At 38.9% G+C, this 25,835-nt stretch carries 23 protein-coding genes; 22 read left to right on the top strand and 1 reads right to left on the bottom strand.

The features are described from left to right. The first annotated feature begins 26 nt into the window (after positions 1-26). The 22 genes from ACFQZ9_RS01790 (at position 27) to ACFQZ9_RS01685 (ending at position 24,875) form a co-directional block, all read left to right on the top strand. Positions 27-905, top strand: a complete 879-nt coding sequence (locus ACFQZ9_RS01790) for a carbohydrate ABC transporter permease (RefSeq protein ID WP_198312201.1) — start codon at positions 27-29, stop codon at positions 903-905. Next, complete coding sequence (locus ACFQZ9_RS01785) at positions 905-1,807, top strand: carbohydrate ABC transporter permease (RefSeq protein ID WP_498942585.1); 903 nt, start codon at positions 905-907, stop codon at positions 1,805-1,807. Before ACFQZ9_RS01790 ends, ACFQZ9_RS01785 begins: the two co-directional genes overlap by 1 nt. Before the next feature lie 53 nt (positions 1,808-1,860). Further along, positions 1,861-3,096, top strand: coding sequence for an ester cyclase (locus ACFQZ9_RS01780; protein ID WP_498942043.1), 1,236 nt, complete (start codon positions 1,861-1,863; stop codon positions 3,094-3,096). A 104-nt stretch (positions 3,097-3,200) separates the two neighbouring features. After that, positions 3,201-4,466, top strand: coding sequence for a histidinol dehydrogenase (gene hisD / locus ACFQZ9_RS01775; protein ID WP_498942042.1), 1,266 nt, complete (start codon positions 3,201-3,203; stop codon positions 4,464-4,466). A 354-nt stretch (positions 4,467-4,820) separates the two neighbouring features. Further along, a complete protein-coding gene (gene hisD / locus ACFQZ9_RS01770) occupies positions 4,821-6,110 on the top strand; it encodes a histidinol dehydrogenase family protein (RefSeq protein ID WP_498942041.1) in 1,290 nt (429 codons plus the stop codon). A gap of 81 nt (positions 6,111-6,191) precedes the next feature. Beyond that, the gene (locus ACFQZ9_RS01765; RefSeq protein ID WP_498942040.1) at positions 6,192-7,298 is read left to right on the top strand and encodes a cupin domain-containing protein; all 1,107 of its coding nucleotides are present in this window, start codon (positions 6,192-6,194) and stop codon (positions 7,296-7,298) included. 112 nt (positions 7,299-7,410) lie between these two features. Next, positions 7,411-8,172: an SDR family NAD(P)-dependent oxidoreductase gene (locus ACFQZ9_RS01760; protein WP_498942039.1), complete on the top strand. Its 762-nt coding sequence runs from the start codon at positions 7,411-7,413 to the stop codon at positions 8,170-8,172. 111 nt (positions 8,173-8,283) lie between these two features. Continuing rightward, positions 8,284-9,306, top strand: coding sequence for a LacI family DNA-binding transcriptional regulator (locus tag ACFQZ9_RS01755; protein WP_498942038.1), 1,023 nt, complete (start codon positions 8,284-8,286; stop codon positions 9,304-9,306). Between the two features lie 125 nt (positions 9,307-9,431). After that, positions 9,432-10,133 carry an alpha/beta fold hydrolase gene (locus ACFQZ9_RS01750; protein ID WP_498942037.1) on the top strand — a complete coding sequence of 234 codons (702 nt, stop codon included), beginning with the start codon at positions 9,432-9,434 and terminating at the stop codon, positions 10,131-10,133. A 49-nt stretch (positions 10,134-10,182) separates the two neighbouring features. Beyond that, entirely contained in the window at positions 10,183-11,229 is a 1,047-nt protein-coding gene (locus tag ACFQZ9_RS01745) for a LacI family DNA-binding transcriptional regulator (RefSeq protein WP_498942036.1), read from the top strand. 24 nt (positions 11,230-11,253) lie between these two features. Then, positions 11,254-12,021: an HpcH/HpaI aldolase family protein gene (locus tag ACFQZ9_RS01740; RefSeq protein WP_498942035.1), complete on the top strand. Its 768-nt coding sequence runs from the start codon at positions 11,254-11,256 to the stop codon at positions 12,019-12,021. Positions 12,022-12,533: 512 nt separating this feature from the next. Further along, positions 12,534-13,913 carry an FAD-dependent oxidoreductase gene (locus ACFQZ9_RS01735; protein ID WP_498942034.1) on the top strand — a complete coding sequence of 460 codons (1,380 nt, stop codon included), beginning with the start codon at positions 12,534-12,536 and terminating at the stop codon, positions 13,911-13,913. A gap of 3 nt (positions 13,914-13,916) precedes the next feature. After that, entirely contained in the window at positions 13,917-14,618 is a 702-nt protein-coding gene (locus ACFQZ9_RS01730) for an isochorismatase family protein (protein ID WP_429743124.1), read from the top strand. A gap of 3 nt (positions 14,619-14,621) precedes the next feature. After that, complete coding sequence (locus ACFQZ9_RS01725; RefSeq protein WP_498942033.1) at positions 14,622-16,001, top strand: dihydroorotase; 1,380 nt, start codon at positions 14,622-14,624, stop codon at positions 15,999-16,001. A 26-nt stretch (positions 16,002-16,027) separates the two neighbouring features. Continuing rightward, on the top strand, positions 16,028-17,284 hold the full coding sequence (locus tag ACFQZ9_RS01720) for a 3-isopropylmalate dehydratase large subunit (protein WP_498942031.1): 1,257 nt from the start codon (positions 16,028-16,030) through the stop codon (positions 17,282-17,284). A gap of 45 nt (positions 17,285-17,329) precedes the next feature. After that, a complete protein-coding gene (locus tag ACFQZ9_RS01715; RefSeq protein ID WP_133337141.1) occupies positions 17,330-17,836 on the top strand; it encodes a 3-isopropylmalate dehydratase small subunit in 507 nt (168 codons plus the stop codon). A gap of 79 nt (positions 17,837-17,915) precedes the next feature. After that, entirely contained in the window at positions 17,916-19,205 is a 1,290-nt protein-coding gene (locus tag ACFQZ9_RS01710; protein WP_498942030.1) for an MFS transporter, read from the top strand. 102 nt (positions 19,206-19,307) lie between these two features. Then, entirely contained in the window at positions 19,308-20,177 is an 870-nt protein-coding gene (locus ACFQZ9_RS01705; protein ID WP_498942029.1) for an isocitrate lyase/PEP mutase family protein, read from the top strand. A 49-nt stretch (positions 20,178-20,226) separates the two neighbouring features. Then, positions 20,227-20,958, top strand: a complete 732-nt coding sequence (locus ACFQZ9_RS01700) for an IclR family transcriptional regulator (RefSeq protein WP_198312219.1) — start codon at positions 20,227-20,229, stop codon at positions 20,956-20,958. 268 nt (positions 20,959-21,226) lie between these two features. Then, positions 21,227-21,736, top strand: coding sequence for a hypothetical protein (locus ACFQZ9_RS01695; RefSeq protein WP_498942028.1), 510 nt, complete (start codon positions 21,227-21,229; stop codon positions 21,734-21,736). 171 nt (positions 21,737-21,907) lie between these two features. Beyond that, positions 21,908-23,017 (top strand): lactonase family protein, encoded by a 1,110-nt coding sequence (locus tag ACFQZ9_RS01690; protein WP_498942027.1) that lies wholly within the window; start codon positions 21,908-21,910, stop codon positions 23,015-23,017. A 997-nt stretch (positions 23,018-24,014) separates the two neighbouring features. Continuing rightward, a complete protein-coding gene (locus tag ACFQZ9_RS01685; RefSeq protein WP_498942026.1) occupies positions 24,015-24,875 on the top strand; it encodes a transporter substrate-binding domain-containing protein in 861 nt (286 codons plus the stop codon). A gap of 78 nt (positions 24,876-24,953) precedes the next feature. Here the strand turns inward: ACFQZ9_RS01685 and ACFQZ9_RS01680 are convergent, their stop codons facing one another. Continuing rightward, the gene (locus ACFQZ9_RS01680; protein WP_498942025.1) at positions 24,954-25,199 is read right to left on the bottom strand and encodes a hypothetical protein; all 246 of its coding nucleotides are present in this window, start codon (positions 25,197-25,199) and stop codon (positions 24,954-24,956) included. Positions 25,200-25,835: the final 636 nt, after the last annotated feature.

The raw sequence follows: 25,835 nt of genomic DNA, 5'->3' as shown, positions 1-25,835 counted from the left end.
ACTCCAAAGATTAGGAGGGAGTTTCATTGAAGAATAATAGTTTTAAGTATATTTTGTTGGCTCCTGCACTCATTCTGATATTAGTAACGACCATTTATCCTTTACTAAAGTCTTTTTGGATTAGTCTTCACACTTGGGACTTAAAGGTATCCGCAGAAATGGGACCCTTTGTTGGGGCAGATAATTATATTCGCGCCTTTTCTGATGAGCAATTTTGGAACAGTGTGTGGATTACCTTAATTTTTACGGTATGTACGGTTATTCTAACGCTTGGACTTGGGATTGGTGTTGCCCTCTTATTAAGTAAAGAAAAACGCATTCTTTCCTATTTAAGAGCTGTCATTATTATCCCTTTTGCAATGAGTGCGGCATTGATCGGTTATTCCTGGCGATTCATGTTAAATTCCGATTACGGTTTATTTAATAAGATCCTAGATTTTTTTATTCCTGCTCAATCACACACGGTTTGGTTAGGAACTCCTTTAACCTCTATTGCAGCACTTGTTTCGGTGGTTGTTTGGATTTGGCTTCCATTTATGAGTCTTATGTTTATTAGCGGATTAATGGGAATGTCAAAAGAAGTATTTGAAGCAGCCCAGATGGATGGAGCTTCACCACTTCGAACGCTCATACATATTACACTTCCAATGCTAAGGCCCATTATCTTAATTGCTGCGATTTTAATGACCATGTTTGCTCTTAAAGCATTTGACCCTGTTGTCACGCTGACTCAAGGTGGACCAGGTAGTTCAACTGAAGTCCTAAACTTCCTCATTTATAAAATTGGCTTCCGCTATTTCGACATGGGATATGCATCAGCACTTGGTTATATTTTAGCTCTAATCACAATCGGATTTGTCATCATATACATGAGAAGGCTTGTGAAGGGAGACGATTGGAACTAATGAGTAACGCACTAGATTTAAGTAAGAAAGAAGAAAGATCAAACTTAATGAAAAATGAACTGAATGTAAATACGTCTAAGAAAAATTCCTTTCGAACATTCGGTTCGATTTTTGAAAGCATTGGTGTCCTGCTGGTTGTAATCTTTATGTTCCTTCCAATCTTTTGGATTTTAATTACCGCCTTTAAGCCGGAACATGAAGTCTACACCACCAGTATTCTGTTTAAACCTACATTAGATAATTTTAAAGCCGTTTTTAGTCCCTCTTTCAATTTGGGTAAATATTACTCGAATAGTTTAATCGTTGTGATTGTGACGTTGTTGGTAACAGTGCCGGTAAGTATTCTGGCCTCCTATAGTCTTTCAAGGTTTAAAATTCGGGGGAAACAACTCATTATGTTTGCCATCCTAGCAACCCAGTTTATTCCGTTGATTGTCAATGTCATTCCATATTTTATTATGTTTAGAAATTGGGGGCTATTAGATACAACAATGGCTCTCATCATTGTCAATCTAGGTCATACCATTCCATATGCCATTTGGTTAATGAAAGGTTTTATCGATCGAATCCCTCATGATATGGAAGAAGCGGCGACCATTGACGGTGCGAATCGCCTCCAGATCATCTGGCATGTACTGCTGCCAATGGCCAAACCAGGAATTATTACAGCGACTGTTTTCTGCTTTGTCATCATTTGGAATGAATTTATGTTCGCACTCATCTTAACCAATCAGGATGCCGTTACATTACCAGTAGCATTATCCTTCTTTAATGGTGAAAAAGGCGTGTTATGGAATCAAATGGCTGCAGCCGGAATCATTTTTGTTCTGCCAACGGTCATCTTTATGCTCATTGTAAGAAAGCAATTCATATTAGGGATGACTTCAGGGGCAGTTAAGTAGAGTTTCCTAAAATTTATATAGCTACTAAATTATTTTAAAGGCAGGTCCTTCAAATGGAGAATACGTTGATCAAAGAAGAATCCAGTGTCATCACAAACAGTCAAGAAAAAAGAAGAAAAGAAAAACAGACAAACAACTATCCGAATTTAATTTTTTATGCAGATGCGAATGATGTCAATATGATTGATGCTAAAGATGATTATGATTACATCCATATCAGTGAAAGTGATCAGAAAAAACAAAGCATGAGAGGGTTTAGTGAAGAGTATAACAATATCGTCGATTATATCGTAAAAATCACAAGACAAATTTGGAAGGAAAAAGACATTGGCTTAATCTATGATACTTACAGCACTGGGGTAAGTGTCCATAAAGGATTGGTCAATAGTCACGGTATTAATGAAGTCATCTCAGGTACCCTGCAGACATTACATGCTTTTCCTGACCGCAAGGGATTAGGATGGAGTGTCATTTGGTCTGGTAATGATAAGGATGGATTTTTCACTTCCCATCGCGGCCGCTCGATTGCAACGAATTTAGGGGATAGCTATTATGGACCGGCTACTGGAAAGAAAGTGATTTTTCGAACAACAGCAGACTGTTTGATTCATGCGAATAAAATATACGAAGAATGGCTTGTCATGGATACTTTTCATTTGGTTCAACAGCTAGGATTAGCTCCGGTGGAGGTTGCGAAAAAAATTGCAATTGGATCACAAAAATTGGCACCTGCATTAAAATTCGGCAATCCGGAGACTGCTGAGATCGGCTTGCCTCCAAAGGTATTTGTTCCATCCTCTGATGAATTTGAAATTGGCGAATTTATGCTTGAGCTATTTAACCGGGTATGGGAAAGACGTTCATTTAATTTTGCTAAGAAGTTCTATGAAGATAAAGCAGTGGTTCATTATGTTTGCAATAAAGACTTAGTTGGGATTAGTGAAATTCAAGGAATGTTTATTAGTTTGTTCGCTTCCGTGCCGAATGCAAAGTTAATCTTGGAAAGAATAACTTGTAATAAAAGAGATTCCGAACAAGATTGGGATGTTGCTGTTCGCTGGAGATTACAAGGAATCCATGAAGGAACCGGTTATTTTGGCCAGCCAAGCGGTAAAGCCATTGAGATTGCAGGAATGAATCACTATAAAATTCGAAATGAAAAAATCGTAGAAGAATGGTTTTTATTCGACGGAATGGAAGTTCTTCGCCAAATCTACCTGCCTGATTCTGAAGAGTCAGAAGAAGGAACGAATGGGACAGAAGACGGGAATTTTACGGGCGTTTCTTAATCTAGTAGGTGTTTGTTAGATTCATATTAGTATTTTAATAGATTCCCTTTGATGGCAATCATACAAATTTAAAACGGGTAGTTATTTATAAGGAGGTATTTATTATGGAATATATTAAACAGGCTCAAAAGAATGAACAAACGAACATCACTGATGTAGAACAAACGGTTAAAGAAATTATTGCCACAGTGCGAACTGAAGGTGATGCGGGGGTACAAAAATATGAAAGAAAGTTTAGTCAATCCGATCGTGCTATAAGAGTGAGTGAAGAAGAAATCGAAAGAAGTATCAAGTCTTTATCCAGTGATGTGAAGGAATTAATTGACCGCGTAGTGGATCGGATTTCCACTTTTGCGAAGGCCCAGCTTGAATGCATTTTGCCGCTTCAGAAGGACTTTGGCCCTGGTATTCAAATGGGGCACCGAATTGTTCCAATCGAGAAGGTGGGAGCTTATGTTCCGGGAGGCAGATTCCCGCTGTTGTCATCTGGTCCAATGGTAGTGGCTCCCGCAAAGGTAGCAGGTGCCAAACAAATTGTTGCCTGCAGCCCGGCAAATTTTGAAGGCGGCATTCACCCAGCTGTTCTTTACGGACTTGTCCGTTCGGGAGCTACTGACATTTTTGCCATTGGAGGAGCTCAAGCCATTGCTGCAATGGCCTATGGAACTGAATCCGTTCCGGAGCTAGATATTATTGGCGGTCCAGGGAACCGCTTTGTGGCAGAAGCTAAACGTCAGGTTTTCGGAAAAGTAGGGATCGATCTGATTGCCGGACCAAGTGAGGTCTTAGTTTTTGCGGATGATTCCGCTGAACCGAAAAAATGTGCAGCAGATTTGTTGGCACAGGCCGAACACGATCCTCACGCACGTGCGATTTTGGTAACGACTTCTCATTCCATTGCCTATCAAACCATGGAAGAAATTAATCAGTTACTTAAAGAGTTCTCACCAAATTCACCAGCACATGAATCATGGGCAAACTTAGGTGAGGTCGTTGTTGCAGAGACTTTACAGGAAGGAATCGATATCTGTAATGATTATGCAATCGAGCATCTTCATTTACATTTAGAAAACAGCAGAGATTTAATGGATCGTCTTTACAATTATGGCTCGTTATTCATTGATTCAGCTAGTTCCGTTGTCTTTTCAGATAAAGTTTCTGGTACGAATCATACCTTACCAACGAATAGAGCTGCGAGATATACCGGCGGACTTTGGGTGGGCAGCTATATTAAGGTGATTACCCACCAGCAAATTTCAGGTGAGGGAGTTCACCTATTAGCTTCCCATGCATCAAAACAATCCGAAATAGAAGGGTTAGAAGGCCATCAATTATCAGCAGCTTTAAGATTAACCAGCATTAAATCCTAGGCTTTCTTACATCTTTTAAAAACTAGGCTATGTTAAAGAAGAATGTTGATTTTTAATACAAAGTTGATTGGAGCGGAAGGCACGAAGACTCCTCGAAAATGCTAACGCATTTTCTTCGTGCGTGGGCGGATTCAAGGAAGCAATTCAGTGTCCTGTGGGAGTACGGGACAGGGGAGACCCCGCAGGAGCGGAGCGACGAGGAGGCTCCCAGAACCGCCCACGGAAAGCGAAGTGCCTGGAGCGGAAATCAACTACTAAGTTTAACAGAGCCCAAAACTAATATAGAGTAAAAATATTCATGGTAACCATTTCTATAAAAGATATTTTTAAAATTGAAAAAATGGAGAGGTTAAGATGGTGAAATTTTTAAAAGTTGGGAAGTCGCAGGAAGAAATAGCTGAAACAGAGCTGAATGTATCTGAAACCGTTAAAAGTATGATAGAAGAAGTAAAGAAAAATGGCGATCATGCTGTTCGAGAATATTCTAGAAAACTAGATAAATGGTCTCCGGAAAGTTTTAAACTATCGAACGAACAGATTGAGGAAATTATTAAGTCCTTACCAGAGGAAACTATTAATGATATTAAGTTCGCACAATCCCAAGTTAGAAGATTTGCCGAAGTTCAAAAATCAGCCTTAAGGGAAATTGAGGTAGAAACATTACCAGGTGTCATTTTAGGACATAAAAATATACCCGTTGGCAGTGTTGGCTGTTATATCCCCGGTGGAAGATATCCAATGGTTGCGTCTGCTCACATGAGTGTATTAACAGCAAAGGTTGCAGGCGTAAATCGAGTAATCGCTTGCACACCGCCTATCAACGGGGAGATCCCAGCAGCAACCATTGCAGCCATGTCTTTGGCTGGGGCAGATGAAATCTATCTACTCGGAGGAGTTCAGGCATTAGCTGCCATGGCATTAGGTACAGAAACGATTGAACCTGTCGATATGATCGTTGGACCTGGAAATGCCTTTGTAGCTGAGGCAAAACGACAGCTGTTTGGAATCGTAGGGATTGATCTTCTTGCTGGACCAACGGAAACTCTCGTTATTGCCGATGACAAAGCGGACCCTGAAATGATCGCCTGCGATATTCTTGGTCAATCTGAACATGGACCTACGTCACCAGGTGCACTCATTACGACGTCTGAAAAGATTGCTAAGGAAACCTTAATTGAAATCGAACGACAATTAGCCGTATTACCTACAGCGGACGTTGCGAGAATTGCTTGGGAAGAAAACGGGATGATTCTTCTTGTTGAAAATGAAGAAGAAACAGTAATTGAAGCGAATAAGTTAGCCTTTGAACATGTTGAGATCCTAACAGAAAACCCTGATTACTTTTTGGAAAACTTAAAAAATTTCGGTGCGTTATTCTTGGGCCCTGAAACGAATGTAGCCTATGGCGATAAAGTCATTGGAACCAATCATACGCTGCCAACTAAAAAAGCGGCAAGATACACAGGCGGGTTATGGGTTGGTAAGTTTATTAAAACTTGTACGTATCAAAAATGTACCCCTGAAGCCAGTGCATTTATTGGGGAATATGCTGCCCGTCTTTGCGAGCTAGAAAACTTTATGGGTCACCGTGAACAGGCTTTGCTTCGTGTAAGACGCTATGGAAATAAAAGTGTTTTTAACTGATTAAAGTACTTAATACTAAGAAATTTCTATTTTTTAACTAAGTTTCATAGAACCATTTTTAAAATGTAAAGGAGGTATACAATGTTGATGACTATTGTGAAAGAGGAATATAAAAAGAGAGTGATTCGATTTGAGGATCTAGTGGCAGATAAGGCTGCATTTATTGATGCAAAGACTCCTGGCTCTGACAAAAAAGAAAACTTCACGATTATTGGACCTGGTGTATCTGAGAGCAGTAATCGATTTATTAATTTAGAGGAAGCCCACGGGTTTAACTTTGGAGCTGCAGCTATGCCCAATGGAACCAAAAATTCGCTCCATTCTCACTTAACAGCAGAAGTATTTATCGTAGCGAAGGGAACCTGGCGATTTTTCTGGGGGAATGAAGGTACAGAAGGAGAGGCCATCTTAAAAGCAGGAGATGTATTCTCGATTCCGACAAAGATCTTCAGAGCCTTTGAAAATGTTGGTGCAGATGATGGATTCTTATATTGTATTTTAGGTGAAGATAATCCGGGTAAGGTAACATGGGCTCCCCAAGTACTAAGGGCTGCCGAAGGATATGGGCTGGTTTTACTGGAAGATGGCCGTTTAATCGATACAACAGCTGGCAAGGAAGTTCCTTCCGATGCAAAAGTGGTCAAACCAATTGGTAATGAAGAGCTGGCATTGGTTCCAAAAATCAGTGAAGAAGAAATGAGTAAACAGATTTTTCGTTTTCAAGAGCGGGTCCCGCACTTGGAATCTTTTCTGGACTGCCGTTTACCAGGTGGAGAGAAGAAGAGCTATGGCTTGATTGGACCAGGTATCGCAGAAGCGGTCGATCGGCCAACTCTATTAAATTATCAACATTCCTTTAATTTTGAACTGATCGAAGCTGAACCAGGGAATGGATTCCACCCCTTTAAACAAGATGTTAAACAAGTGGTTTTTGTTCAAAAAGGAGAATGGAAAATTTCGCTGGGTGAAAATGTAGAAGAAGGCGAAGTAGTGCTAAAGGAAAAGGATATCCTATCTGTCCCTGCTGATGTTTATCGCCGAATAGAGTGTGTTGGCAATGATACTGGTTTCTTATTTGTTATCAATAGCGGGGATCAGCGGCCGAAATTGGAATGGGCTCCTGATGTGGTAAAGGCTGCTCACAAAACTGGTTTATCTCTTGATGAAAATAATCAATTGGTAAAATGATCATTTTGATTTTTAACCCATAAGCTTTCTGGATACGAAAGCTTATGGGGTTAATGATCATCAATCTATGGAATAGAAACGGAAGGAAAGATGTTCCGAGGAGTGGATGTTCGTGGATTATTTTACAGACTTAAATAACCAAAAGGTGATTATTACCGGTGGAAGCAAAGGAATCGGTAGAGAGATTGCCCTTACTTTTGCCCAGTTAGGTGCAAAAGTAATCATTACAGGGCGGGACGAATCAGCACTTTATACTACTACTGAGCAGCTAAAAGAACTTCAATCGGATTGCTCCTACATTGTATGTGATATGCAGGATGTAAAAAGTATATATGAAATGGTTGATGAAGCTGTCACAAGGTTAAATGGTCTTGACGTTCTTATTAATAACGCAGGGATTAATATCGCCAAACCTGCTTTAGAGGTTACGGAAGAAGATTGGGATCAGGTTCTGGATACGAATCTTAAAGGAGTGTTCTTCTGCTCGCAACGGGCGGGGAAACACATGATTCCTTATGGAAAAGGCAAAATTATCAATATCGTTTCACAAATGGCATTTGTTGGTTATATTAAACGAGCTTCCTACTGTTCTAGCAAAGGCGGCGCTGTACAGTTGACGAAAGCGTTAGCCGTTGAATGGGCACCATTTAATATTAAAGTGAATGCCGTTGCCCCAACCTTTATCGAAACAGACTTTACTAAAAAAATGTTTGAGGACCAAGGTTTCTATCAAGATGTGATTAGTAGAATCCCATTAGGAAAATTGGCCCGTCCAACAGATGTAACTGGTTCAGTGTTGTTTTTAGCTTCGAATATGTCTGATTTTATTACCGGGGAGACGATTCGTGTAGATGGAGGTTGGACGGCTATTTAAATAATGAAGGATTATTGGGGTTTAAAGACGAATTTCATTGTAATGGTTTCTAAACAATGAAGATATTGGTAGAATAGGTTATTTCTACTTAGTTGAAAGGAAAAAAATAATATGATAGGTAGAGTAACTGCGGATGATGTGGCTAGGAAAGCTGGTGTCTCACAGTCTACGGTTTCTAGAGTTTTAAATAATTATCCTTTTATAAAAGAAGCTACAAGAGAAAAGGTCCTTACGGCCATATCAGAATTAGGATTTACCCGGGATGAGATCGCGAGGAGCCTTGTTGAAAAGAAAACCAGGTCGATCGGTTTGATTTTGGGGGATATTTCAAACCCTTTTTTTGCTGAGTCTGCTGGAGTGATTATTGAACAGGCGCAGAAATTAAAATATGATGTCGTCATTTGCAATACCAACCATAATGATGAAAACTTAGAAAAATCAATTAACACCTTAATTGGAAAAAGAGTGGATGGAATACTGGTCGCTTCCGTGAAACGGGATGATACGAAAGTCCAGCAGCTGCACGATAAGGGTTTTCCTATTGTTTTATACAATAGCAGTATTGATGACCCAATGGCCAACTTTGTGGTGATTGATAATATCAGAGGGGCAAAAATGGCCGTAAACCATTTGCTTGAACTTGGGCATAAAAAAATTGCCTATATTGCCGGACCATTTAAGTATTTAACAACCTATCAACGTTATATTGGGTATAAAGAAGCCATTTCGGAAAATGGGCTCTCATTAGAACAAGATTTTGTTTATAATGGTGATTTTTCTTATCAAAAGATTTTTGAATTTACAAAAGAATTATTAACCAAAAAAAATAGGCCTACTGCCTTTTTAGCGGTCTCTGATCAAATGGCTTTAGCTATTTTAGATGCAGCAACCAGTTTAAATTTAAAAATTCCCGAAGATGTATCGGTCATAGGGTTTGATGACATCAGTCTAGCAAGCAATCAATTTATTGGATTAACAACTGTTTCGCAGCATATGGAAGTGATGGCTTCTGTTGCGTTGGAGAAATTAGTCGATTTAATTGATCATGAAACAGATTCCTTTGATCCGGTACAAATCGTCCTTAAACCTGAACTAAAGATTCGTAAGACAACATCAAAAAATCTTGATAAATAAGGGATTGGTTTATCTTCTGGATTTTACTCAGCCCTAAAGATGCAGGAGGGACAATTCTACATGGGATTGTCCTTTTTTACCAAAAAAGGATCTGTTGCGAATTCTATTTAATGAAAGGAATTGTGATGACAAAAGAACATTTAATACTGTTACCGGGGACACTGTGCAGTGAAAGACTTTGGAGAGATCAAATCGATCATTTATCAGATATTGCAGAAATCCAAGTTGGAGACTTAACGAAAAATGATAGTATTCAGGGAATGGCTGAATCCATTTTAAATGAGGCACCAGAAGAGTTTTCTTTAGCAGGCTTGTCCATGGGCGGAATTGTAGCGATGGAATTAATCCATCAAGCTCCTGAAAGAGTGAAGAAATTAGCACTCTTGGATACCAATCCATATCCTCCAAAAACAGAACAAATTTCAGGATGGAATCAATTTATTCAAATGGCTAAAGACGGAAAATTTATGGAGGTAACGGATCAATATCTTTTACCAGGATTGATCCATCCAGAGCGCCAGGATGACTTGGATTTAATTCATACCATTCGGAAAATGGCAGAAGACGTAGGACCAGAAGCGATGATTAGACAAATGAGAGCGCTTATGAGCCGTCCTGATCCTAGGGAGTATTTACATCTAATCGGGTGTCCGACACTGGTTCTTCTTGGCCGGCAGGATGCACTATGTTCTCTTGAAATGCATGAATATCTCATTTCCATCATCCCTAATGCCAAGCTTTCAATTATTGAAGATTGCGGTCATTTAAGTACATTAGAAAAGCCAGTGGAAACGACATCCGCATTACGTAACTGGCTGCTCGGTTAAAAAGGGAAACATGATTTTTTATGGATCGTAAGAGGAGGAGTTAACTTAGTTGAATGAGTTGCAAACCATGAAAGTCACGGAAAATGATATTGCTAAAATGGCAGGAGTATCACAAACGACAGTCTCCAGAGTGTTAAATGATCACCCTTCCGTGAAAGATTCTACCCGGCAAAAAGTATTGTCGGCGATAAAAGAAATTGGATTTACTCCTGATCCGATCGCAAGAAGTATGGTAACAAATAGAACAGGCACTTTAGGTTTGATTGTCGGTGATATTTCCAATCCCTTTTATGCGGAAACAGCAAAAATAATTATAGGGTTCGCCCGAAACAAAGGGTATGATGTCATCCTAAGTGATACCGACCATGATTCTGATTCCTTACAAAAGGAAATAAGGATGCTTTTGAATCGCAGGGTAGACGGAATTATGATCGCATCAGTAAATCGGTGGGATACATATGTCAGCGAATTGTATCAATCGGGTTTTCCAGTTATCTTGTTTAATCGTACAACAGATGATCCTAACATGCATTCAGTGATTCTTGACAATGAACAGGGAGCACAGCTTGCTGTCAGCCATTTGGTTGACTTGGGACATAAACGAATCTCTTTTATTTCAGGACCTTCAAAATATTCCACTTTTTATCAAAGACTTGAAGGGTATAAGCATGCACTAAAGCAATATCATCTCCCCTACGAAGAAGAGATGGTTTTTAATGAAAATTTAACTTATAAGGAAATAGAAAAATTTGTTAAAAGCATCTTTTCCATCCATGACCCTCCAACTAGTTTTTTCGCATCTTCTGATCATATGGCGTTTTTTGTAATGGATGCTGTAGCACGCATGGGCTTTAAAGTACCTGAAGAAATTTCAATTATTGGATTTGATGATATTGATATTTCTTCCAATCCTTATATCAATCTAACAACGATTTCACAGCAAAAGAAAAAAATGGCGATTAGTGCCCTTGATATATTGTTGTCCCTCATAGAAAACGAGGATCGTTTGAAAAAGCCTGTACAAGTTAGAATTGTTCCCGAATTAATGATTCGTGGAACAACATCGATGAAACAGATGATTTCTTTATTTAAATAGAACGAAATTTGGAGTGAAATTTAAATGGAAAATAAGGTAAAACAAAAAATCATGAATGGAGAAAATGTACTAGGGGTGTTCCTAGGAATTTATGCTCCATCCATTATCGAAATGATTGGCTATGCTGGTTATGATTTTGTTGTTATAGATGATGAGCATGGAGCTTTCAGTCATTCAGAAATTGAAAATATGGTTAGGGCTGCAGAATTGGTTGATTTAGTGCCCATTATTAGGGTTTCCTATGATGCTTCGAGCATACAAAAGGCGCTGGATCGGGGAGCTAAAGGCATTCAAGTGCCTATGGTTAATAATAAGGAAGATGCAGAACTAGTGGTAAGAAGAGCAAAATTTCCTCCACATGGACAGCGGGGAGCTGCTTTTGCTATTCGGGCGGCACGTTTCGGTAAGGATGGAGGGGAAGCTTATTTTAATAATGCAGATGAGAATATCTTAATTTCTGTTCATATCGAGACGCCTGAAGCGGTACAAAACTTCCGGGAAATCATGAATGTTCCTGGAATAGACATGGCCTTTATAGGATCAACTGATTTATCTGTTAATATGGGCTTTAAGGCAGAGGGACCAGGACATCCAGAAGTTCAGCTGGCCATCAATGAGTTGTTTGAGATTGGAAAAGAGGAAGGCTATAAAATTGGTACAGTGGCTGCTAATTCGGCTGGAGTTCGTAAAGGTTTTGACTCAGGGGCTTGCTATATCGGTATTACAGGGACTTCTGTTATTTCGAATGCGTTGGAACTAGTTGTAAATGAAACGATAAAGGTTGAGAAATAAATAGGACGAATTTTAAAAAAATCAATTTCTGTCAATATAATCATTATTTTATATATTTATAAGGCAACAAAAGAAAAACTGCCATTTTTTAATTGGCAGTTTTTCTTTTGAGAATGAGTTGGCATTATCATCATCAAACGGATCTGGCCAGTTCATTAATCCCAAAATGCCCTTCTTGAAAAAATATTTTTTTAATGAATTATAATAACTATTTCATACTTCTATGATTAGTTACAGCCTGTCGATTACGTTCAAAAAGCATATGACAGTACAACCCCAAGTATGCAAAATTACATTTTTCGAGAGTATTCAAAAAATAATAAATCTTTTTAATATTGACAAAAACATTCTATAAATTTAAACTAAAAATATCTTATTCAAATAATGGAATGCGTTCCACAATGTGGAACGGAGAGAAGGGGGAAAGGTACAATTTAGGAGAGTGCCAAAATTTAATGGAATGAATTCCACAATGCGAAACAAATAACTGTTTTAGGATGGTGATTTAATTTATGCAATGGGATATAGAGGTGGACGTTGTTGTTGTCGGTGGTGGGGGTTGTGGTCTAACTGCCGCTCTTGCAGCAGGGGAAAGTGGATTGGATGTCGCTATTTTGGAAAAAACAGAATTTGTTTTGGGGAATACTGCATCAAGCGCAGGAATGATACCGGCGGCAGGCACACGCTTTCAGGAAGAAATGAACATTAGTGATTCTCCAGAAAAAATGGCAAATGAGATATTAGAAAAAAATAAATATACAGGTGATCCCGAGCAAACTCTAAGAATATGTGAGGAATCAGCGAGTTTAGTTGAATGGTTGGTTGATCAACATGATATTAAACTATCACTAGTAACAGAATTTTTACTGCCAGGCCACAAAACATACCGCATGCATGCTCCACCATCAAGATCAGGATTAGAATTAATGAAAATGTTAAGAGGCGCTGTAAGGAATAGGGATAACATTTACCTTATGTTGAAATCACCAGTTACTAAAATAGTATTCACCGACAACAATGAAGTAATCGGTGTAGAAACGAACACGCCAAATGGAATGCAACGGATAGGGGCAAAAAAGGTAATCCTAGCCGACGGCGGATACGGTGGAAACAAGAAGATGGTGAGTGAATTTATTCCTGAGATTGCGGACGCAATATATTTTGGCTATGAAGGCAACACTGGCGATGCTGTATCCATGAGTGCGGAGGTAAATGCCGAACTGAAAAATATGAGTGCCTACCAAGGACATGCTTCCGTTTCCGAAGCACATGGACTTCTCGTTACATGGGGAGCCATCATGTTGGGTGGATTCATTGTTAACAACCAAGGTTTTAGATTTGGCGATGAATCACAGGGATATTCCGAATATGCCACCGAAGTATTAAAGCAACCGGAAAAGCATGCTTATATGATTTTTGATCGAGAAATTTACAATCAATTGCTTGGGATTGAGGATTTTAAAAATTTGGCCAATTTCGAAGCGTTCCATTACTCGGACTCCATTGAAGGCTTAGCAGAAAAATTAGGATTGAATTCAAAAACCCTTAAAACTACACTGGTAAAATACAATGATTCAGTTACGGTAGGGGAGGATGAATTCGGGAGAAAAGTTTTGCCAAAGAAACTTATAAATTCCTATTACGGAATTAAAATCGTTCCCGCCTTGTTTCATACACAGGGAGGACTGAAAATAAACGAAAATGCACAAGTACTAGGGAAGAATGGTACTCCCATTCCTAATTTATACGCCGGGGGTGGAAGTTCTGTAGGTATTTCCGGAACTCGAGCCAATGGTTATGTAGCAGGTAATGGTTTGTTATGTGCATTGGGGTTTGGAAAAATTGCTGGGTCCCATGCAGCAAAATCAATAAAAAAAGTGGAGGTAAGATAGCATATGTCACATGTTTGGGAAAGCGCATTAACAGATGTAGATAAGATTGTCATTGAAAAAGGCGGTTATGGAAAAAGAAGAGGACTTGGAAAAAAGCCAGTCTTCATGATTATTGATGCTCAGTACAACTATATTGGAGCAGATGAGCCCATTGAAGAGCAGCTTGAACAATGGCCTAGCGGCGGGGGATCTTCTGCATGGGCAGGAATAAGAAAAATTAAAGAGTTAAAAGAGTATGTTCAAAAGGTTGGTATTCCAGTTATCTATACAAGAAACGTACAAAAGAAAACGATAGCTTTCGATTCCTTCGGTTTAAAAGCTGCAAGAGACAATTCTAAATATATTGATGGACGTCCAGAGACGCAAATCGTTGAAGAGTTAAAGCCAGATGCTCAGGATATTGTTGTCGATAAAAGTTATGCAAGCGCTTTTTTTGGAACTCCACTTATTAGCTATTTGATCAAGCTCGGTGTGGATTCTATTATCATTGTCGGCGGGTCTACGAGCGGCTGTGTGAGAGCAACAGCTGTCGATGCAGTTACACACAACTTTAATGTAGCGGTAATAGAAGATTGCGTTTTCGACCGTATTCAATTATCCCACCAAGCTGGCCTTCTAGATCTATGGATGAAATATTGTGACGTCATGAACGCAGAAGAGGTTAAAACGTATCTTCAAAACTTACAATACAAGGAGGTCTACTAAGTTATGTTGGATTTATTAATTAGAAACGGACAGGTTGTTTTTCCTAAAAGAGGGGTTTTACGTGCAGATTTAGGAATTAAAGATGAAAAAATCGTTGGAATTTATGATCCAGAACAAGAAATGGATGCAAAGAAAATTATTGATGCGGAAGGTCTTCATATCTTCCCAGGAGTGGTAGACGCGCATGAGCATTTAGGAATTTATAATTCCGTCGAAGATGATTTTCTCGATACAAAGCAGCATGCCGTTGGCGGTGTAACAACATTAGTCAATTATGATCGAATCCCTAAAAGTTATTTGGAAGCTTTCCCTAGACTGAAAGAAATAGGTGAACAAAACAGTTATATTGATTTCGGCTACAGTTTAGGGATTTTATTAGAGGACCATATTGATGAACTAGAAGAAGTTATTGAACGGTTTGGTGTTACATCCTTTAAATTTTTCAGAAATTACGAGAGACAACTCAACGATAAATTTAAGGTGAACAATGCAATTGATCTAACTTCCATGGACTTAATGAGAATACTAGAGAGATTTAATAGCATCTCTCCTAAATTACTATTGGGAATGCATTGTGAAAATATGGACATCAATCGGTATTTAACCAAAAAGCTGAAACAAGAACCTGTGGAAGATCATTTGAAAACATGGTCCAAAACGAGTCCAGGATATGCAGAAGCTGAATCGATGCTAAGCACTCTTTATTTAAATCAGATTGTTGGTGGAAATGTCTTTATTGTTCATTTATCTTCCGGAACGAGCGTTGATCTGCTTGAAAAAGCTCCGTGGTTATTGGAAAGTGGAGCAAAAGTTGAAACGTGTATTCATTACCTGACATTGACAAATGATTCTCCAGCGAATCTTCATGCCAAAGTTGGTCCTCCAATTCATACACAATGGGATCAAGATCGTTTGTGGGACGGGATTAAAAAGGGACTTATTAATGCAATCGGTACGGATCATGTTCCATGCAGCATAGATGCTAAATACAAAAATGGTACCGGGGTATTCGATACACAATACGGATTTCCAGGAGTAGGTGCACTGTTGCCGCTCATGATTACCGAAGGATATGTAAAAAGAGGAGTTCCACTTGAAAGAATTGCAGATATTTGTTCTACCCAAGTGGCCGATTCTTTTAACCTACCACAAAAGGGCCGCATTGAAGTAGGGGCGGATGCTGATTTTGCCATTGTAGATTTACAGGAGAAAAAATCAATTAACCACCAGCTGCTTCAAAGCGCTTCTGACTATACAGTGTATGAGGGAATCGAGGCAGTTGGTTGGCCAGTGTACACCATTAGCCGTGGTGAAGTGATTTTAGAAAAAGGTAAGATTACTGCAAAACCAGGCAGGGGGAAATATCTCCATCGCCAAATCTAGGTTTACAGAAGGGAGCGGGAGTTCATATGGGATATACTATAGCGCAAAAGATTATTGCGAGAGCAAGTAAAAAGAGTCAAGTCCAAGTGAATGAAATTGTTGAGGTCGATATTGATTTTGCCATGATTCATGACTCGAGTGGGCCACGAAGATTCGGCTCTACCATGGAGAAGTTAGGAGCGACAGTTTGGAATCCTGAGAAAGTTGCTTTGATATCTGACCATTTTGTTTCATCCAGCGATTCTACTGAAGCTTCCATTCTGAAATTGACAAGGGAATGGGCGAAAAAATATGGGATTTCGAAGTTCCATGAGAGGGAAGGTATCGGTCACATTGTACCTGTTGAACGAGGATACATCACTCCAGGTATGATGTATGTCGGAGCCGATTCTCATTCAACAACAGCCGGAGCAATGGGATGTTTTGCAATCGCACTAGGATCTACTGATATGCTAGGTGTCATGGCGACTGGGAAAACATGGGTGAAAGTACCTGAATCCATCAAGATTCTTTGGAAAGGGAAACTTTCCAAAGGGGTAATGGCTAAAGATATGATGCTGAAATCAATACAGAGAACGGGTATTGATGGTGCTACCTATAAATCAGTTGAGTTTTCGGGAAGTGCAGTCGATACATTACCAATGGATGAAAGATTAGTTCTGTCAAACATGGCAATTGAAATGGGTGCAAAAGCGGGACTAATCGAAGCTAATGATATTGTTATCGACTACCTTAATGAGAGGAATGTAAGTAATTTTGAGGTAGTAACAGCGGATCAAGATGCTTTCTATTGCGAAACTTTAGAATTCGATGCGAATCAGCTAGAACCAATGGTTGCACTTCCGCATTCTCCTGATAATGTAAAGCCTGTTTCAGCAATTGATCACTTCGAGCTTCTAGATCAAGCCTATATAGGGGCTTGTACGGGAGCTAAGTATTATGATTTGGAAATAGCTGCCCAAGTCCTTAAAGGCAGAAGAGTTTCCGAAAACACGCGATTGCTGATTGCACCGGCATCATCGGAAGTCATGAGTAGGGCTACAAAAAGCGGCATAGTTGAAACCTTGCTGGATGCGGGAGCATCATTTTTGCCGACAGGTTGCGGAGCGTGCGCTGGACTTGGCAATGGTGTGCTTGCTCCCGGGGAAAGATGTATATCTTCGACAAACCGCAATTTCCCTGGCCGGATGGGATCTGGATCGGAAGTATATCTAGCTTCCCCTGCCACAGTTGCCGCATCCGCTATTACCGGCATAATAACTGACCCAAGAGAGTTTTTATAGTCTTACGGTACCAAACTACATGTCAGGTTACTTAGGAGGATAGATATGCAAAAGATTAAAGGGAAGACATGGGTGTTTCCAGATAATGTGGATACGGATATGATTAACCCCGGACGGTATTTAAAATTATCAGCTGATCAAGCAGCGAAACATATATTTGAGGGAATCGATCCCGACTTTCCTTCCAAATTCCAAGCGGGGGACATTATCGTTGCCGGTAAAAACTTTGGATGCGGATCAAGTCGCGAGTCAGCCCCGGCTGCTATTAAATTATCTGGTATTAGTGCCATCATTTCGGTATTTTTTGCAAGGATATTTTTTCGAAACGCGATAAATTTAGGTTTACCTGTAATCGAATGTAAGGAAGCAACTAGAATTGAAGAAGGAAATGAGATTGAAATTGATTTTGAAAATGGTGTGATTTATAACTTAACGAAAAACGAGTCTTATTCAACAACTATCTACCCGCCGTACATACAGGAAATTATCAATCATGGCGGTTTGGTTAACATGCTGGAACGAAAGTTGAGCAATAAGGAAATCAAGTTATAAACTTGATGTGCTTTTCTTAAGGTAGCTTGACTATGTTAATTCACCACTATAACGTTGGAAAAAGGAGTCGGTTGGGTATATGAAAGGTAAGTTCCGCTGGGTCATTGTAAGTATTATTGCTCTTACTATTTTAATAAATTACTTGGATAGATCTGCTCTTGGTTTTGCCAATGGAGCAATTACGAAACAGTTTAATATTAACAATGCGGAGTGGGGCCTCATTGGTAGTGCCTTTTCCATTGGTTACTTGATTCTCTCCTTCGTAGGCAGCCCAATTATAGACAAAATTGGAGTAAAGAAGGCATTGTCTCTTTCTGCAGGGCTCTGGTCAGTATTTAGTATTTTGACCGCTTTCATGGGCTCTTTTGTCAGCCTTTTCCTAGTTAGGGTGTTACTCGGTGGATCTGAAGGACCAGCCTTTCCAGCAGTCAGCAGGGCAATTAGCCGTTGGCTGCCAGGAAAGGAAAGAGGGAAGGCTTTAGGGATGATCGTTGGATTCGGGGTCCCTTTTAGCCTCATGATCGGTGGACCCATTATTACACAACTAATGGAAAGCCTGGGATGGAAATCGCCCTTCGTTATTTTAGGAACATTAGGATTGATATTGGTTGGAATTTGGTTATGGCTGTTTAAGGATTCTCCTATTGGCTACCATCGAGTTAGCCCTCAAGAACAAGAATACATTAAAAGCGGCTTAGTAGAAGAAGAGACAACGGAGCATGTAAAAAAAGTAGAATGGAAGAAGATATTTACCAATAAGAATCTTTTGATTTCCGCATTTGGTTATTTTTCTTGGGGATTCATGTTCTGGGGATTTATGTATTGGTTGCCAGGCATACTCAGCCAGGTTTATCATCTCAACATCGTTAAAGTTGGATTTTTCACGGTTTTACCATGGGCCGTTGGGACGGTAGCTACCATCGCAGGCGGACTTATTGCAGACAAACTATATAAACGTAAACCAGGTATACGAAGCCGATTTAATTTGATAGGAGTATGTTTATTGCTATCGGGTGCCTCCCTTATTCCAATCATGTTTAATCCATCCCTATATGGTGCCATTACATTTATCTCCCTTGGGGTAGGATTTGGGATGGTTACGGGTTCGATTTGGTGGATCGTTGCAATTGATTCTGCTCCAGACCAGCCCGCAGCTGCATCAGGGTTTTTGAATGCTGCGTTTGCTCTTGCCGGTATTATTGCTCCTACAGCAATGGGATTTGCCATTCAAATAACGGGCAGTTTCAGCGCAGGGTTTGGGGTCATGATTGTTCTTGCATTACTTAGCTCCATCGGATTTTTATTTTTTACAAAAGAAAAACAGGGTTCTATTTCAGAGGAACAGAGAATTAAAACCATAGTCCATTAAAATTACTTTGATTAACCCGCCATAGATTAAAGAATCATTAATTAGGCGGGTTGGTCAACTTGTTAATAAAAAAGTTGAGCAAATAAAGGGAAGTGAGATATGATGAATTCAATTAGAAAAAAATTCAAAGAACGAGTATCGCAAACTGGAATTATCATTGCACCGGGGGCATATGACAGTTTGACTTCGGTACTAATCGAACAGGCTGGGTTTGAAGCACTTTATATGACAGGCGGCGGCATTTCTTATACCACATTAGGAAAACCTGATATAGGTTTAATGACGGCAAGTGAAATGGCAACAAGAGCATCATATATATGTGACTCGGTACAAATTCCAGTAATCGCAGATGCTGATACGGGGTACGGAAACTACTTGAACGTGATGAGGACCGTAAGAGATTTTGAGCGAGCAGGCATTTCCGCAATCCAACTGGAAGATCAGGATTTCCCTAAAAGGTGCGGTCACTTGAGAGATAAAAATGTAATCCCTTTGTCTGAAATGATTGGTAAAATCAAAGCTGCAGTAGACACTAGAGTGGATGAAAACCTGCTAATCATTGCACGTACTGATTCGAGAGCAATCAACGGTTTACACGAAGCGATTGAACGGGCACAATGTTATGCGGAAGCTGGCGCAGATATAATTTTTGTAGAGGCTTTGGAGAACAAGGATGAGTTCTCCACCATAACAAATTATATCCAAATGCCTTTATTGGCGAATATGGTGGAAGGCGGAAAATCTCCATTAATGTCTGCCTCTGAACTCGACAGCATGGGTTATAAAATTGTCATCTTTCCAAACAGTGTTACTCGTGTAGTTGCAAAGGCTGCACAAGATTTATTTCATGAATTGAAAGAAACAGGAACTACGGCTGGGATGAAAGACCAGATGTTGAATTTTAGTCAGCTTAATCAACTGCTTGGCATCCAACGGTATCATGAGATGGAAGAAAAATATGTCTTGAGATAATCGTTCCTGGAATTTTAAAAAGCGCTATCTATGAAAGGAACAAAAATATATGGTTGCGAGTATTGAAAAATTATTTAAGATTTTAATGTTATTTTCATTTGAACGAAACACACTTTCAATCGCCGAGATTCATGCTGAGCTTAAATACCCTAAAAGTACAATTGTCAGGTTACTAGCTACGCTAGAGAGCATGGATTTTATCAAACAAGATCCTGACACGCGCAGGTATTCTTTAGGATTTCCGTTCTTTAGGCTAGGGAATATTGTGATGAATGATTTTGATTTACGTAAAGTTGCAAAACCGATTATGGCTGAGTTGGTAAAAGATACAGGGATGACAGTGGATTTAAATATCAGAGCTGGGAATTCCCGGGTTTGTATTGATAAGATTGACGGGCCTGAGATTGTGATTAATTTTATCCGGATTGGTGAACATACCCCTCTTTTCACCGGGGCATCTGGAAAAGTGTTACTTGCCTATTCAAAAGATAAGGATGAAATCTTACAAAAGATCATTGAAGAGGCTGATGTTAACATTGAGCAACTAAATGAAGAATTAAATGAAATTCTTGTTAAGGGATATAAAATAACGACAGGTGAAAGAAGACCCGGAAGTTTTGGAATCGCAGTGCCGATATTTGATCATTCCAATGAAATTACGGCGAATCTTACTGTTGCAGGCCAAATTCATATGCTAACAGATGAAAACAAAATGTTTCTGGTAAACAAGACTAAAAATTGTGCGAATTTAATAAGTGAAAGATTAGGATATAGGTGTTAAATAATCTTTGTTATCTAAATGGAAGATTTAAAGAGCAAAGAGCAACGGAAGAAAAACTGCAATTATTTTAATTGGCAGTTTTTTTTTGAAATTGCTTAATCAAGATAATTTGAGTAAGCTTAATCGGACTCAATTCCTTGATAATAGAAAAGTGAACAATGAGTTAATGCGAGAAAAAGAGGCAGGAACTTTGAATAGAGGTATCAGAGCATTATTACTATTAAAGTGAAAATGACAATAAAAGACGATGAGATTTTTTATGATTTAAATGGCTCTTCCTTCTATACCTCATGGTGTCTGGTTAAACCCTGATAAGGAAGATAAACAATGCTTAGGAACTGTCTTCTCCAATGTGAAATTAAAAAATGGTGATATGTTCACTAGACCTTCAGCGGGTGGCGGAGGTTTAGGTGATCCTCTAAAAAGAGATATTCAAGATGTTTTAAAGGATGTTATAGATGAATATGTTTCGATAGAGAGAGCAGAAAAAGATTATGGGGTCGTCATTAAAGAAATCGACCGTGATTTAGATCAGTTTGAAATTGATATTGAAGCGACAAACGCTGCCCGTGAATTTATTCGGAACAATCGAAAAAAATGGTTAGAAGAGGATATGGATGCAGTGTATAAAAAGTACCTAAAAGGTGAAGTGGATCAATTAGATCTTATCCGCCGATACGGAATTATTTTGGATATGACCACTAATACCCTTTTACCAATATCCACAGCCCAAAATCGTGAAATGATGCGGAAACGATCGTTATTTTATTGGGAGTAATTGAATCTTCAATATATCCAATCTTTAGGTTTAAGTATATGCCATGGGGACGGTTCTTCCGGCTTAAAAGCCGCCAGAACCGTCCCCATGGTTTTTTTCTAAGAAATTTGTTTTTGTGAATTTAAATGGCAAATGAGCCATATAAAAATATGAAGGGAGGAGAGTCATAAGATGCAGGTTATTTCCAATAATTTTCGTGTCCGAACGAGTATGGTTTACATGATGACCAATAATGATGTAATGAATCAAATCATTGCCTTTTACAGGGACATGAATGGAATGCTCACCTTTGTAGGAGCCTATCCAACACAAGGAAGAGGCACCGGTACAAAAGAAGTGTCAGGTGTTACAGCAAACGAAGGAGTCGATCCCCTTGCCTCACAAGGCGCCCTGACCTTATCACGTGATGGACGTTTTTTACTTACTGTTAACGCTGGCAGTAATACTATAAGCAGCTTCATCATAACAGACAACGGGGTGCCCGTTTTGACGGATGTGAAGCCATCAGGAGGTGCTCAGCCGAATAGTGTAGATGTGTTTGGTAATTTTGTCTATGTTTCCAATGTAGGTAATGCCGTTACCAATTTTGCCTCCAATATTTCTGGTTTTCTAATCGAAGCTAACGGACGCCTTACTCCGATTTCAGGATCCACCCATTCTCTCAGTACTTTTAATGCTCAACCTGCGCAGGTTCTATTCACACCAGATGGAAGTAAAATCCTAGTTACAGAGCTTACATCAAACAATCTCAGTATATTCCATGTAAATCAAAATGGTATAGTTACAGGACCAATCGTCAATAATTCTTATGGCCAAGGACCATTAGGCGCATATTTTTTATCCTCTGGAATTCTCTTGGTTACGGAAGCCATGTCAAATGCGCTGTCGTCTTATTCATTAAGCAATGATGGTATCCTTCATGTGATCAGCGGATCTGTTCCAAACGGTTATAAAACAGCCTGTTGGGTTGTAACAACAAAGGATGAACGATTTGCATACACTACCAACACTTTAAGCGGCACCATCTCCACCTACCGAATTGATTCCAATGGAGCCCTATCGGTGGTAAGGCATATCACCAGTACCCCGCCAGGTGCTGCACCAGGTCTTCCGATGGATGTTAGAGTGAGTAAAGATGGACAGCATTTTTACACCCTTAACGGAAATCAGGGAACAATATCAGTATTTTCTATCCAAAATGATGGTAGTTTAGTAAGATTACAGGTTGCTGCCTGGACTAACCTTCCTTACTTTGGGTCGCAAGGTCTAGCTGTTCTTTGAGTATATTTGGTCTACTTATATTACATGGAGGAGGAAATCAGGAGATTTTTTTTCTATGAGTCGGTGTTATTAAATAAAGGAAGAAGGCAGAAATAAGATGACATCGATTACATTCTTCCTCAACATTAGAAAGCCAACAATGGAATTGTGAAGGTAATCCCATTGTTAATGAATCTAATCTGGTGTTATAAGTAAGCAATATAATGGATAATGAACATTTGAATTGAATTTATTTTGGAGACAATCCTACCTTGTTACACACGATCATATCTAAGATCAATACTTCCTATATTTTATTTGATTGGAGCATGGAAGTTTGGGTGACTGGAGAAATTGGAAGAAGTATTATCCAACTATCCTTTTTATTATAGGGTTGACCTTTTTATTTCAATTATTATGTGTGGATATTCATTATGGCTTCGTAAATCATTACATATTCTAAATCCTACAATATTTGACTTTTTACTAGCCTTTACATTTTTCATCCCAATAGTCCTAATTATGTAAAGCTGTTAGATTTAGAAGGTGCGAAAATATGCCCAATGATACAAAGTTGTTACTTCATCTTAAGAAAATATATGTGTATGAATAGGTTAACCTAATTTGAAAAAATGTCCGAACTCTTGATTTTTCAGGTTCTGAGGGGATATTAGATGTTTAGGTGAAAATTATTGATACAAAAGGATAGAATACATCTTTGTTTACAAAGATGCATTCCTGTCGCCACTTAATATAAGTACTGTTCCAGACATGAGTAGTCAGGAAAAGTTTGTGATAAATTTTACTGAAAATACAGGTGAGTTAGTTTAACAAGAATTAAAATAACGACTACACATTTTAGTCATATGTGTAGTCCTTTTTATTTACCTGTTACAAAGGAACAACCTAAGCATTGGAATCTTTATGTAGTTTTGTGAAGGGAATTCTCTGATTTTGTCGTATTTTTAATAATTGGAAGATATATCAAAAAATATTGCGAAATATGGAGGGAAAACACATGTTTAAGAATTGGAAAAAAACTCTAATGGCGGGAGTGATCAGCTTATCCTTACTTGGTACAGGCTATTTTGGTCACGACCTGATCTCCTCGCTAAAGGTATCAGCTGAACCCGCATCAGAAAACGCACCAGGGCATTTAAAAAATGCTGAGGCTTCCCAGCTTGATGAAATAATCAAACGTGGATACATACGGGTAGGAATGACCGGGGATTACAAACCCTTTTCCTATTTAAACCCAGAAACTAAGGAGTATGAAGGTTTTGACGTGGATGCTGCTAAAGAGCTTGGAAAAGACCTCGGTGTGGAGGTGAAATTTGTGGCTACCACATGGCCAACGATGATGGAAGACCTCCAAGAAGACAAATTTGATATCGCTGTGGGTGGTGTGACACGAAACACAGCCAGACAAAAAAGCGCTTATGTATCCCAAGGTTATCTATCATTCGGCAAGGTGCCTTTGATTCGCAATGAAGATAAAGATAAATATCTTACCATTGAAGATATCAACAAGCCTTCTGTACGCATCGGTGTAAATCCAGGTGGAACTAACGAATCATTTGTCCGAAAGTATTTAAACAAGGCTAACATAACGGTTGTAGAAAACAATCTCGATATCCCTCATCTTGTTGCAGAAGGAAAGTATGATGTGATGATCACAGACACAGTAGAAGCCATGCTGTATGCTAAAGCTGATTCACGACTGTATGCGGCTCTAACTGACAAGCCTTTCACAAAAAGTGAAAAAGGTTATATGATCCCGCGAGGTGATTTCATTTATGCAAGCTACTTGGAAATGTGGATGGATGAAATGAAGCTCCAGGGAAAATTTGACGACCTCTACAAAAAGTGGATGGAATAGAGGATATATGGGACAGTTCTTGTTGCTTTTTTTGTTCAATAGTAGCCTCAAGAACCGTCCCCATTGCACTTTGATTTTCTATTTTTCATCTTTTATTAATCGCATCCAACCTTTATAGCCACAAGCAGGACAAGTTACCATTCGTTCGTATAGATTTTTTTTAAAAGCCAAGGCGAAACTTGATTTTGATAATTTAAAGGAAGATCGACAATGCGGACATTCAAAATGGGTGTTCTTTGTTTGAATATCAACATATTTGTAAGCCAAAATGAAGACTAGAGCCATTATAATCAGTGTTTGAATTAATCCTACTATTGGACTCATTGATTTTCCCCTCTAAAATTAAATTGTCAGTTAAATTCTACTACTTTATTTTCGTTGTAGGTGCAAAATATCCGCAATGTTAAATCTTTTGTCAGTAATTCCTAAACGCTGTGCATGAGTTTATTCATGCCTATCCAAAGATTATGATGGTAAACCGAAATTTATATAACTTTTAGAGCACAAAATCGCACTAAAAACATACTGTGATTATTTGATGATTATCCTGTTTTGCTTATAAGTTTAAAAGTTTAATAGGTTGTATACAGCTAACAGTTTTTGTATTTGAGGACATTTAAGCAGAATTAAGTGAACTCATGATTGAGGTTTTAGTTTAATTAAGGGTGCATTTCTATAGTAAGAATTGCACTTTTTTGTATTGGGCCATTTATGCAATTAGTTAAGGGATTACTCAAAGGGAAATCGAAGTTAATTTAGAGTTATGTTATTTTATTCGCCAACTTAGAGTGACTATGTTATGTAGCGAAGGTCCAATGTGAGTCTTACCTGAAAGTTGTCTCCGAAAGGTTTAAAAGCAGTAGATTGGAGTGAATCATTATTATGAAAAAAACGATGCACGTTCTTATTACTGGTGCCAGTATTGCCGGACCGGCACTTGCTTACTGGCTTCACCGCTAC

Source organism: Neobacillus sp. GCM10027624 (assembly GCF_042675345.1).
Taxonomy (GTDB): Bacteria; Bacillota; Bacilli; order Bacillales; family Cytobacillaceae; genus Neobacillus; species Neobacillus cucumis_D.
Note: the sequence above shows the minus strand (reverse complement) of the source record. Positions and strands in the feature narration are given on the sequence as shown.